This is a genomic window from Vibrio sp. TAP-3B, from assembly GCF_057784735.1.
Genome location: NZ_CM173495.1, coordinates 320,347 through 332,465, shown reverse-complemented (window position 1 = coordinate 332,465; position 12,119 = coordinate 320,347). Strand labels below are relative to the sequence as shown.

Annotated in this window: 14 protein-coding genes; 6 read left to right on the top strand and 8 right to left on the bottom strand. The window is 43.6% G+C overall.

Translation table 11 applies throughout. The features are described 5' to 3' along the window. Positions 1 to 14 precede the first annotated feature (14 nt). From AC3D28_RS01695 to sdhC, 4 genes are read right to left on the bottom strand one after another with little or no spacing between them, the layout of a single operon-like run. Positions 15 to 725 carry a succinate dehydrogenase iron-sulfur subunit gene (locus tag AC3D28_RS01695; RefSeq protein ID WP_488535332.1) on the bottom strand — a complete coding sequence of 237 codons (711 nt, stop codon included), beginning with the start codon at positions 723 to 725 and terminating at the stop codon, positions 15 to 17. Positions 726 to 739: 14 nt separating this feature from the next. After that, on the bottom strand, positions 740 to 2,506 hold the full coding sequence (gene sdhA / locus AC3D28_RS01690) for a succinate dehydrogenase flavoprotein subunit (protein WP_098416183.1): 1,767 nt from the start codon (positions 2,504 to 2,506) through the stop codon (positions 740 to 742). Then, positions 2,507 to 2,851 (bottom strand): succinate dehydrogenase, hydrophobic membrane anchor protein, encoded by a 345-nt coding sequence (gene sdhD / locus AC3D28_RS01685; RefSeq protein ID WP_098416184.1) that lies wholly within the window; start codon positions 2,849 to 2,851, stop codon positions 2,507 to 2,509. Continuing rightward, positions 2,845 to 3,237: a succinate dehydrogenase cytochrome b556 subunit gene (gene sdhC / locus AC3D28_RS01680; RefSeq protein ID WP_098416185.1), complete on the bottom strand. Its 393-nt coding sequence runs from the start codon at positions 3,235 to 3,237 to the stop codon at positions 2,845 to 2,847. Before sdhC ends, sdhD begins: the two co-directional genes overlap by 7 nt. 398 nt (positions 3,238 to 3,635) lie before the next feature. Here sdhC and AC3D28_RS01675 point away from each other — a divergent pair, with 398 nt between their 5' ends. Beyond that, entirely contained in the window at positions 3,636 to 4,925 is a 1,290-nt protein-coding gene (locus tag AC3D28_RS01675; protein WP_488535331.1) for a citrate synthase, read from the top strand. Positions 4,926 to 5,034: 109 nt separating this feature from the next. On the opposite strand, the gene AC3D28_RS01670 is transcribed toward AC3D28_RS01675, so the two are convergent. After that, on the bottom strand, positions 5,035 to 5,793 hold the full coding sequence (locus AC3D28_RS01670) for a Nif3-like dinuclear metal center hexameric protein (protein ID WP_488535330.1): 759 nt from the start codon (positions 5,791 to 5,793) through the stop codon (positions 5,035 to 5,037). A gap of 141 nt (positions 5,794 to 5,934) precedes the next feature. Between AC3D28_RS01670 and AC3D28_RS01665 the strand changes: the two genes are divergently transcribed. Further along, positions 5,935 to 6,699, top strand: coding sequence for a DUF1853 family protein (locus AC3D28_RS01665; protein ID WP_488535329.1), 765 nt, complete (start codon positions 5,935 to 5,937; stop codon positions 6,697 to 6,699). A 74-nt stretch (positions 6,700 to 6,773) separates the two neighbouring features. On the opposite strand, the gene pgm is transcribed toward AC3D28_RS01665, so the two are convergent. Both pgm and seqA read right to left on the bottom strand, forming a co-directional pair. Then, the gene (gene pgm / locus AC3D28_RS01660) at positions 6,774 to 8,420 is read right to left on the bottom strand and encodes a phosphoglucomutase (alpha-D-glucose-1,6-bisphosphate-dependent) (protein WP_488535328.1); all 1,647 of its coding nucleotides are present in this window, start codon (positions 8,418 to 8,420) and stop codon (positions 6,774 to 6,776) included. A gap of 92 nt (positions 8,421 to 8,512) precedes the next feature. Then, entirely contained in the window at positions 8,513 to 9,055 is a 543-nt protein-coding gene (gene seqA, locus AC3D28_RS01655) for a replication initiation negative regulator SeqA (protein WP_098416190.1), read from the bottom strand. Between the two features lie 92 nt (positions 9,056 to 9,147). On the opposite strand from seqA, the gene AC3D28_RS01650 reads away from it, so the two are divergent. The 3 genes from AC3D28_RS01650 to fldA all read left to right on the top strand — a co-directional run bounded on the left by AC3D28_RS01650 (position 9,148) and on the right by fldA (position 10,831). Further along, a complete protein-coding gene (locus AC3D28_RS01650) occupies positions 9,148 to 9,915 on the top strand; it encodes an alpha/beta fold hydrolase (protein WP_488535327.1) in 768 nt (255 codons plus the stop codon). 112 nt (positions 9,916 to 10,027) lie between these two features. Further along, on the top strand, positions 10,028 to 10,249 hold the full coding sequence (locus AC3D28_RS01645) for a DUF2788 domain-containing protein (RefSeq protein ID WP_098416192.1): 222 nt from the start codon (positions 10,028 to 10,030) through the stop codon (positions 10,247 to 10,249). 48 nt (positions 10,250 to 10,297) lie between these two features. Then, positions 10,298 to 10,831: a flavodoxin FldA gene (fldA, locus tag AC3D28_RS01640; protein WP_098416193.1), complete on the top strand. Its 534-nt coding sequence runs from the start codon at positions 10,298 to 10,300 to the stop codon at positions 10,829 to 10,831. A gap of 48 nt (positions 10,832 to 10,879) precedes the next feature. Here fldA and AC3D28_RS01635 read toward each other — a convergent pair whose 3' ends face one another. Beyond that, positions 10,880 to 11,383, bottom strand: coding sequence for a DUF4442 domain-containing protein (locus AC3D28_RS01635; RefSeq protein WP_488535326.1), 504 nt, complete (start codon positions 11,381 to 11,383; stop codon positions 10,880 to 10,882). A gap of 199 nt (positions 11,384 to 11,582) precedes the next feature. Here AC3D28_RS01635 and fcrX point away from each other — a divergent pair, with 199 nt between their 5' ends. Beyond that, a complete protein-coding gene (gene fcrX / locus AC3D28_RS01630) occupies positions 11,583 to 12,032 on the top strand; it encodes a ferric iron uptake transcriptional regulator FcrX (RefSeq protein ID WP_098416195.1) in 450 nt (149 codons plus the stop codon). Positions 12,033 to 12,119: the final 87 nt, after the last annotated feature.

The window sequence follows — 12,119 nt, the reverse complement described above, 5'->3', positions numbered from 1 at the left end:
TAAGCGCGAGTAAATTAAACCGAACGATTGACCAACATCGACTTAATGTGACCGATGGCTTTCGTCGGATTTAGTCCCTTAGGACAAACACTTACACAATTCATGATGCCATGGCAACGAAAAACGCTAAATGCATCATCAAGATCAGATAAACGTTCATCTGTTGCTGTATCACGGCTATCAATTAACCAGCGATAAGCCGCAAGTAGACCAGCAGGACCGATAAATTTATCAGGGTTCCACCAGAACGACGGACAAGCCGTTGTACAACATGCACACATGATACATTCATACAATCCATCTAAGTGGGCGCGGTCACCTGGCGATTGCAGGTTCTCTCGTGATGGCGGTAATGCACCATCATCAATCAAGAATGGCTTCACTTTCGCATAGTTATCATAGAATTGCGTCATATCAACGATAAGGTCGCGCACTACTGGTAAACCTGGCAATGGGCGAATGATTATCGTGTCACCTTGAAGCGCAGACAGAGGGGTAATGCATGCTAGACCGTTTTTACCATTCATGTTCAAACCATCAGAACCACATACCCCTTCACGGCATGAGCGACGGAATGCAATACTAGGATCTTGCTCTTTCAGCAAAATTAACGCATCAAGAACCATCATATCCGAGCCTTCGTCTACTTCAAGTGTGTAGTCCTTCATGTAAGGCTTAGTATCTACGTCCGGATTGTAACGGTACAAAGAGAAGTTCAATTTCATAGTCGTATCCTCCCTTAGTATGTACGTATTTTCGGCGGGAAAGCGTCACGCAGAGTTGGCATCATGTTGACATCACGCTTCGTCATCGCCTCTGTTTCCGGATTGTAGATTGAGTGGCATAGCCAGTTCTCATCATCACGATCAGGGAAATCGAAACGAGCATGTGCTCCACGACTTTCTGTACGATAGTTAGCCGCGACAGCAGTAGAGAGCGCAGTTTCCATCAAATTGTCTAGTTCGAGACACTCAATACGCTGTGTATTGAACTCAGAAGACTTATCCGCTAAGTGTGCATCTTTCAAACGTTCACGAATCACTTTCAGCTCTTCTAGACCTGTTGCCATTGCATCGCCTTCACGGAATACCGAGAAACTGTTTTGCATGCATGCTTGTAGGTCTTTACGGATTTGAACTGGGTCTTCACCACCGGTGCTGTTCTCCCAACGCATAGTACGTGCAAGAGAAGCTTCGATGTCAGACTCCGTCGCAGGACGCGCTTCCGCTTGTGCTGCTAACGTTTCACCAAGATGTAGGCCTGTTGCTCGACCAAATACGACCAAGTCTAGTAATGAGTTACCGCCTAGACGGTTTGCACCGTGAACCGATACAGAAGCAATCTCACCACATGCGTATAGACCTTGCACTTCCATCTCGCTACCGTCAGCCTTTTGCTTGATTGCTTGGCCAGACACTTGCGTAGGCACACCACCCATCATGTAGTGACAAGTTGGAATTACTGGAATTGGCTCTTTCACTGGATCAACGTGCGCGAAGGTACGAGACAGCTCACAGATACCAGGCAGGCGTGACTCAAGCACTTCTTTACCAAGGTGATCTAATTTCAGCTTGATGTGTGGACCCCAAGGACCATCACAACCACGGCCTTCACGAATTTCAATCATCATTGAACGTGCAACCACGTCACGACCAGCAAGGTCTTTCGCGTTAGGAGCATAGCGCTCCATGAAGCGTTCGCCATCTTTGTTTAGAAGGTAACCACCTTCACCACGACAACCCTCTGTTACAAGAACACCTGCACCAGCGATACCCGTTGGGTGGAACTGCCACATTTCCATGTCTTGCATTGGTACGCCTGCACGCAGTGCCATACCTACACCATCACCAGTGTTGATGTGTGCGTTTGTGGTCGACGCGTAGATGCGACCTGCACCACCCGTTGCTAGAATCGTTGCTTTTGATTTGAAGTAACAGATTTCACCTGTTTCCATACAAATCGCTGTACAACCCATCACCGCGCCGTCTTGATTTTTCACCAAGTCTAGTGCATACCATTCCGAGAAGATGGTGGTTTTGTGTTTCACATTTTGTTGATAAAGCGTGTGAAGAAGCGCGTGACCAGTACGGTCTGCTGCTGCCGCTGTACGTGCAGCTTGCTCACCACCAAACTCTTTCGACTGGCCACCAAATGGACGTTGATAAATTGAGCCATTATCAAAACGAGAGAATGGGAGACCCATTTTCTCCAGCTCGATAACCGACTCGGGGCCATTCTTACACATGTATTCGATTGCATTTTGGTCGCCGATGTAATCGGAACCTTTCACCGTATCATACATATGCCATTGCCAATCGTCCTTGTGCGAGTTACCTAAGGCAACAGTAATACCGCCCTGCGCGGAAACAGTATGAGAACGAGTTGGGAAGACTTTAGATAACAAAGCACATGACAAGCCTTGTTCTGAAATTTGTAGTGCAGCACGCATACCTGCACCACCAGCGCCGATTACCACGGCATCAAACTCACGAACTGGAATAGACACTTACGCACCCCACAGAATAAATAGACCAGAGAAGACATAGCCGAATAATACGGCAATAACACCAAGTTGAAGCGCACCACGAAGCATAGAGCACTTAATGTAGTCAGTTAATACTTGCCACAAACCAATCCACGCATGAATCAGTATCGAAACAAGGGCCAACATGGTGAATACTTTAGTGAAGGTACCACCAAAGAATTGGGTCCAAGATGCGTAAGAGATATCTGAAAACGCGCAAAAGCTGATCAGATAAATCGTGTATAGCGTCATAATGATGGCTGTTGCACGAATCAATAGGTAATCATGAACACCATTACGACCAAATGAAGATACGTGTTTTACCATACCAAGATCCCCGCCAATAGTGATAATACTGCAGTTGCACCAAACGCGACTTTCGCGCTCATCATGCCAGAATCGAGCTCTTCAAAATGACCTAGATCCATCAACAGATGGCGGATACCGCCAGCAATATGGTAGGCAAGTGCAGTCAGGATTCCCCATAAGATGAATTTTACGAAGAAGCTATCGACGATGTCTGCAGCTTCCATAAAACCCATTGGGGATGACAGAGAAATAGACAGTAACCAAAGTAGTATACCCACCGCAACAAACGTAATTACCCCAGACACACGGTGTAGGATCGATGCGATTGCTGTGATAGGAAAGTGGATGGTCTGTAAATCTAAATTAACAGGTCTTGACTTTCTTTCTTTCACGGGCTTGCTCACTCAGCTCCATTGAGCATTTATTGTTATAACTAATTTCAGCTTCCAAACGTACAAAAGTTAACATCTTATTAACAACAATCACAGATAAGCACCTCGATTGATTGTAAACTATTTGTTAACTTACGGAGTCCAGCGACAAACCTCACTCTTTGTTTCTAGCCCCCGAACTTATAAGGATTTAACTAAAATTTTCTAAGCCAATATACGGCGAGCAACATTCTAATACAATTGATGTAACAAATTATGCTACATAGAACAGATTTTTAACGATTTTCATGAGAAAAATCATAATAAGTGCACACAAAGATGGAGAAGAATTGACTTTAAGCCTTAACACCAGTACAAAAATGGCACATAAACATCCTGGACGGATTAAATAATAAACAAAGGAGATTGTTATGGCGGATAAGAAAGCGACCCTTCATATTGAAGGTCAAGCGCCAATCGAACTGCCAATTATGGACGGTACGCTCGGTACACCTGTAATTGATGTTCGTAAGCTGGGAGCCAATGGTTACTTTACTTTTGATCCCGGTTTTCTTGCCACTGCATCTTGTGAATCATCAATCACTTACATTGATGGCGACAACGGTATTCTTTTGCACCGCGGTTTCCCGATTGATCAATTAGCCAATAACGCCGATTATTTAGAAGTGTGCTACATCCTTCTTTACGGTGAAGCCCCTACCCGTGAACAATACGAAAAATTTAAAACGACCGTAACTCGTCACACTATGGTTCATGAGCAAATCGCAAGCTTCTTCCATGGCTTCCGACGCGACGCTCATCCCATGGCTGTAATGTGTGGTGTCGTCGGTGCTCTGGCAGCTTTCTACCATGACTCACTTGACGTTAACAACAATAAACACCGAGATATAGCGGCCTACCGTTTGCTATCGAAAATGCCGACCTTGGCGGCAATGTGTTACAAATATTCGATTGGCCAACCATTTATCTATCCTCGCAACGATCTAAGCTATGCGGAAAACTACTTGCACATGATGTTCTCCAATCCATGTGAAGAGTACGAAGTTAACCCTATTGTTGCACGTGCGATGGATAAAATTTTCACGCTACATGCGGATCACGAGCAAAACGCATCGACTTCAACCGTACGCTTGGCTGGTTCATCTGGTGCTAATCCATTCGCTTGTATTGCCGCGGGTATAGCCTCTCTTTGGGGCCCTGCTCACGGCGGTGCAAACGAAGCCTGTTTGAGAATGCTAGAAGAAATTGGCAGCGTCGATAACATCCCTGAATATGTCGCTCGAGCAAAAGACAAAGATGACCCATTCCGCTTGATGGGCTTTGGTCATCGTGTTTACAAAAATTACGACCCGCGTGCAACAGTAATGCGCGAAACGTGTCACGAAGTTCTTAAAGAATTAAACATCAGCGATCCATTGCTTGATGTGGCAATGGAACTAGAGCGCATTGCACTATCAGACGAATACTTTGTGTCGAAGAAACTATATCCAAATGTAGACTTCTATTCTGGTATCATCCTGAAAGCAATCGGTATTCCTGTGTCGATGTTTACAGTAATCTTTGCGATTTCTCGTACCATCGGTTGGATTGCTCACTGGAACGAAATGCACAGCGATCCACTGAACCGTATCGGTCGTCCTCGTCAGCTTTATACTGGTGAAACGCAGCGTGAATTTTCACCGCTTCACGAGCGCGAATAATCATTCAGTTTGAATGATAGATGATAAACAAAAAGGGTTGAGATAGGCATCTCAACCCTTTTTTGTTGTTTTAATCAATGTAAGCCCTCGACTTCGACGCGGCGCGGTATCAAACCGGATTATCAATATCAATAAACACTACGTCTATCCCGTACTCAGCCGCCAACCACTCACCGAGCGCCTTGACACCGTATCTTTCTGTTGCGTGATGACCCGCCGCAAAATAGTGAATACCCATCTCACGTGCGGTATAGGTTGTGCGCTCAGAAATTTCACCGGAAATAAAGGCATCTAATCCATGTTGTACGGCCAGCTCAATGAAGTCTTGCCCTCCGCCAGTACACCAGCCGACAGTTTCAATGATTTTATCGACATATTCAGGGGCAATATGTAAAGGCTCTCTATTAAGCACTTGATTTACTTTATTGGCAAATTCAATGCCATACATCGGCTTTTTCAAACGCCCCCACATCGCGACTGACTGAGGATGTGCTTCTAAACCACCTACTACGTCAATTTCTAGCAAACGCGCAAGTTCTGCGTTATTTCCCAATTCGGGATGAATATCTAGTGGGAGGTGATAGCTGTATAGATTGATGTCATTTTTGATCAAACTACGTATTCGCTTGCCTTTCATACCACGAATTGGCTCAGGTTCTCCTTTCCAGAAGTACCCGTGATGGACTAATAGTGCATCGGCGTTGATCTCAATGGCTTTATCAATCAAGGCTTGAGACGCGGTTACGCCAGTGACAACTCGTTTTATGGCTGATGTCCCTTCTACCTGTAATCCATTTGGGGCATAGTCTTTAATTGACTGTGGTGACAGTTTGTCAGTAAGAACCTGTTCTAGCTTTAAATTATTCATTATCTATCACTTCCAATTTGTAGCACGTACCTCAAAGTGTATCTCGAACCTTGATCGCGATGCTAGCCACCCTATCCTCATAACTAAATTTAGTTACAATAGTACGGCTTATCATCTCTTCAACGCTGTTAAGGAATATGGATGAATCAACTGCAACGCTTTTATCAATGGATCGTTTCTTCGCCGCCACTTTTTCAGTTGTGCCTTCCATTTGCAACCTTAGAACATTTATCTATTACACCTCTAGATAACTCTGAACAATACCATGGCAATCCGAGGTTGGGATTTCTATATCAACATTTGTGTACGTCTGCTCTCGTCAGCTCAAATCGCTATCAACTTATCGCAGAAGAAATCCAGCTAAATGACGCCGATGGTAGAACAATTGGCGCGATAGACTTGATGTTAAAAAATAAGGAAGACGACCGATTAGAACACTGGGAAGTCGCGATTAAATTTTATCTTCTACATAAAGGGATCTGGTACGGTCCAAATGCTCACGATCAGCTGCATAAAAAGCTTGATAGAATGCTCACCCACCAATTGAAAATGAGTGAAAGGCCTGAGTTCCAACAAATTCTTCCGTTAGATACTTCGCCTGAAAAGCGTTTATTAATGCAAGGCCGCCTTTATATCAACCCTTTTTCTGCTGAATCAACGCCAACAGAATGCTTAGGCTTTGAGCTAAATCCAAGTCAGATTAATGGCTATTGGTGTTATCAAAGCCAGTGGGAGTTAATTGGCAAATCACTGTATCACTTACATAAACCTTATTGGGCGATTGGTACAGATGATTTCTCTCACCCGATTGAAAAGCCCTTAAACCGATTTGTGCATGCACAAACAGAGGACGGTCAATTCTGGTTTGTAGTGCCGGATTCATGGCCAGAGAATCACGCTACTTAGCACTCTTAAAAAGTAAAAGGGTTGATGCTTTGACATCAACCCTTTGCTTTATGCAGTTACAATCTGATTGCTTCTTACAGACCTGCTTCGGCAAATACTTGATTCACAATTTCTTGCGCTTCCGCTTCAATTTGTTTGAGGTGTTCTTCACCTTTGAAGCTTTCGCAGTAAATTTTGTAAATATCTTCAGTGCCCGATGGACGCGCAGCAAACCAACCGTTTTCAGTGGTGACTTTTAACCCACCGATCGCAGCCCCGTTACCAGGCGCATGTGTTAGACGAGCCGTAATTGGATCACCCGCTAATGTTTCTGCAGAGACCATTTCTGGCGACAGTTTCTTCAGCACGTCTTTTTGCGGACCATTTGCTACCGCTTGGATTCGATTGTACTTCGACTCACCGTGCTTAGCGGCAAGCTCTTCGTAGTACTCTTGAGGGTTCTTACCTGTTACCGCTGTAATCTCAGCAGCGAGCAAACAAAGCAGGATACCGTCTTTGTCTGTCGACCAAGGGGTTCCATCTTTACGAAGGAAAGATGCGCCTGCACTCTCTTCACCACCAAAGCCAAACTTACCGTTGTAAAGGCCATCAACAAACCATTTAAAGCCTACAGGCACTTCACAAAGCTCACGACCTAGGTCAGTTACTACACGATCAATAAGAGCACTTGATACCAGTGTTTTACCAACGGCAACGTCTTTGCTCCACGCATCACGATGACGGTACAAATAATCGATACATACTGCTAGAAAGTGGTTCGGGTTCATCAAACCTTTTGGCGTTACAATACCGTGGCGATCGTAGTCAGGATCATTACCAAACGCCAAATCGTACTCATCTTTCAGAGCGAGCAGTCCTGCCATTGCGTATGGAGAAGAACAGTCCATACGCACTACACCATCTTTATCTAACGACATGAATTGGAAAGACGGATCAATAGCTTCGCTCACTAGGGTTAGATCTAAGTTGTATGCCTGACCAATTTGACGCCAATAGTCGATACCACTTCCACCCAATGGATCTACACCTATTTTCAGGTTTGCATTTTGAATCGCGTCCATATCGATAACGTTCACTAGGTCATCGATGTATGGTTTGACTAAATCCATCTCAACAAACAAATCAGATGCTTTTGCCTCTGCTAGAGGAAGACTTTTTACCTCTTTTAGACCATCAGCAATTAACTTATTGGCTCGTTCTTCAATCGCTTGTGTTAGCTCAGCTTCCGCTGGACCACCATGAGTTGGGTTATACTTGATACCGCCGTCTTGTGGTGGGTTATGAGAAGGTGTGATCACAATACCATCTGCATTTTCAACATGTTTGGTGTTGTAAGTCAGGATCGCATGAGAAATGCCTGGCGTTGGTGTGTAACCATTATTCTTCTGAACGATGACTTTTACGCCATTTGCAATCAAAACTTCAATCACGTTTGAAAAAGCAGGCTCAGAAAGTGCGTGAGTATCTTTACCGACAAACAGTGGCCCTGTCGTTCCCCGCTGGGCACGAACTTCAGCAACCGCTTGAGCAATAGCCAAAATGTGGTTTTTGTTAAATGTATGCTTATCAGCGGTACCACGGTGACCTGATGTGCCGAATTGAACCTTGTGATCGGGGTTATTAGCATCAGGTTGAAGCAAGAAGTAATTGGCAACGAGTGCCGGAATATTATGAAGATCTTCCTGCTGCGCTTTTTGCCCAGCACGAGGGTGTATAGCCATGTTTGACATCCTTTCTTCTAAAAATAGTAAAATTAAAAAAGCCCCATAATATCCAGTAATTGCGGTACATTATGAGGCTTCTATCAGGTTTCTTAGATTGAACCTGTTACTTTTTCTATTAACTCAGATTGGAACCCCATGTGTGCCATCACTTGTTCAACCATCTGTCTTTTACGACTGGTATTGTTGTTCGTGATTACCCAAAATGGCGTGCCAGGAATGGCTTTTGGCTTGGTCGTATTACCGTTTGCCAATAAGGTTTCTTCATTATTTGCAAAGTAAACGCGCTTGCGCCCCTTCACATTCGTAGCCTGAGCGAACCCTTCTGGATTTAATTGATGTAAGGTCGATAGTACTAAAATAAAGCGATCAATCGCTTTATTTAGAGCGGCAAATTCATCAGAAATTAGCAGTGAACGCATTTCTTTCACTACATCAACCAATTCTGTTTTACCCGCATCTTTACTTACTACAATCCCTTGTGGCTTTTCTACTACAGGAGCGGCTTCAGCTTCCTGCAACTGACCATCAAGGTTTAAAAGGCGTCGCAAAATATCCGAGGCACTTTCACCGATATGCTGAGTCTGGCCAGCAATGTAACGGTATAGATCCTCATCAACCTCAATTGTTTTCATTCGCTTTTCACATTCTCAGTGTTTAAACTCTGGGGGATTATAACGAGATCCTCTCGGATACTCCACGTTAAACCCATCACGAATAAGATAAAATGTCAGCATTACTCCATTATAAGCAGGAAGGCCAAGGTCAAACAGTTGTTTTGATTCACGGATTGTTTGGTAGTTTAAGTAATCTGGGCCTACTAGCTCGTGACCTTATAAAAGATCACTCAGTGATCAGTATCGACCTACGAAATCATGGTCTCTCTTTTCATTCTAATACCCATAATTACAATGAGATGGCAAAAGATGTCGCGCAGTTGTTGCATCATTTGCACATAGAACAGGCAATTATTATCGGTCACTCCATGGGTGGTAAAGTCGCCATGAAACTCGTAGATCTGGCACCGGATCTAGTCCGCCAGTTGGTCGTACTCGACATGGCTCCAGTCGCTTATACGACAAATCGCCACGACAACGTGTTCAACGGTTTACATGCCGTTATCAAAGACAGTCCTACCAACCGTCAACAAGCGATGGATATTCTTGCTCAACATATTGACATTGATGCTGTGAGGCAATTTCTTTCTAAATCTCTTTACAAAAATGGCGATAAAATGGACTGGCGGTTCAACGTACAAAACCTTTTTAATAATTACACAGAAATTATTGGCTGGCAGGAAATCCTTCCCACAGAAATACCAACACTGTTTGTCAAAGGTGGTGATTCCGATTACTTAATGCCAGAGCACCAACCAGCGGTACAAAAGCAGTTCAAGCAAGCGAAAGCACATATTATCGCTAACACAGGTCACTGGTTGCATGCAGAAAAACCCGCTGAAGTAATGAGAGTGATACGGAAATACATTTCGAGTTAACAAAATCGGAAAGCAACGATAGATTATTGAAATAACCCTTCTTGTAGTGCATTAACTTTACCGTTTAACAGTGGTATAGTTCGCCCAAGAATTTTCGGCATGAAGGGCTAAAATGCTTTACGACTATATGGATATGCTCGAGTCTATTGGGCTCGATCTTCTTTTTGCTGCTATCTTCTTTTTCATCGGGATGGCGATAAAAGATGTGCTAAAGCAAGGCAATGTACCTGTTTTTGGTCGTCGTATTGTATGGTTAGTCCTTTTCCTAGGCTGTGCTGGTTTTGTGGCAAAAGGTGTAATTCAGCTAACTTGGGAAGGCTCAGGGTTAGGTTAAACCCTCAGTACCATCGCCAATAACAAACAATGTAAAGGTATAGACTCTATGGCAAGTGTAGGTATCTTCTTCGGTAGCGACACAGGTAATACTGAAGCCGTTGCAAAGATGATTCAAAAGCAACTAGGTAAGCACTTAGTTCACGTTCAAGACATCGCAAAAAGCAGCAAAGAGGACATCGATAACTTTGATCTTCTCCTTTTAGGTATCCCAACTTGGTACTACGGCGAAGCACAATGTGATTGGGATGACTTCTTCCCTGAGCTTGAGCAGATCGATTTCTCTACTAAGCTAGTGGCTATCTTTGGCTGTGGCGATCAAGAAGACTACGCAGAATACTTCTGTGATGCGATGGGTACAGTACGCGACATCGTTGAGTCTAAAGGTGGAACAATCCTTGGCCATACGTCAACTGACACCTATGAATTTGAAGCATCGAAAGCACTTGTTGAGGGTGATGAGAGCCAATTCGTAGGCCTATGTATTGACGAAGATCGTCAACCGGAACTGACGGACGAACGTGTAGAGAACTGGGTTAAACAGATTTACGAAGAAATGTGCCTAGCAGAACTTGAAGGCTGAGTAAGCATTTTAAAGACCTCCACTTGGAGGTCTTTTTGTATGCACTTATTACAGAGCATTGCTGAGTTCTTCCTCTTCACGATACTCCGGTTTCTTTCTTACATAGAGCTTGCGCTGAACCTCAGACACGACATTACCCTGCTTATCTTTGACATGAGTAATAAATTCCGGAAAGCACTTTTCTCCATTGCGTGTTATTTGATAAATATCTTCCAGCATCCCTTCCGTAACTTCAAAGTCTGCAAATAAATCACTCACCCCCGGCTTGATAAAATTGATGCTCGCCTGTTTATCCCACACGTAATATTCTTCGCGTAAAATGCCCATCAACATAAGTGAATAAATTGGATCAGTGAGGGAGAAAATACTGCCACCATATTGGGTCCGGTTGGCATTTTTATTCCACCAGCGAAGCTTCAAACGCACCTTCACTGTTCGAAAGTCGTCAGAAATATGTAAGATTTTAATTCCAGCTCCCCAGAATGGGGGCCAAATATTCAACGAGAGTTTTACAATCCCTGGTTTGTATACCTTTGCAAGTCGCTTATTCATTACGATCCGTGCCCTCCCTAAGCTCATGTTATAAATTTGTAACTGGTCAGATCTGTAATATAATCGACGAGTTTCCAATTTACAAAAAGAATCTATTAACCCTTTGAAGTTCGTGGTTTAATGTTCTCAGCGCTTATCCTATAATGGTAATCAGATTAAATTCTGTTAAATCGCTGCAGATGATCCAACGGGAAAGTATATGTCAGATAATAATCAGGCGCTGAAGGATGCGGGTTTAAAAGTAACCCTTCCAAGGCTAAAAATTCTAGAAGTACTTCAGCAGCCAGACTGCCAGCACATCAGTGCTGAAGATTTGTACAAAAAGTTGATTGACCTAGGTGAAGAAATTGGCCTAGCAACTGTTTATCGAGTTCTAAACCAATTCGATGATGCTGGTATCGTAACTCGCCACCACTTTGAAGGTGGTAAGTCAGTCTTCGAATTATCGACTCAACATCACCATGATCACCTAGTTTGTCTAGACTGTGGTGAAGTTATTGAGTTTTCTGACGAAGTAATTGAAGAACGTCAACGTGAGATTGCAGCTAAGTACAATGTAACGTTAACAAATCACAGCCTATACTTGTACGGTAAGTGTCGTGACGGTGGTTGTAAAGACAATCCAAATGCACACAAATCAGCAAAATAATTGCTTATAGACTTAAAATGAACGTCAGCTACTGCTGGCGTTTTTTGTTTCTTACAATCTATAAATATGATTCCGATAATAAAAATG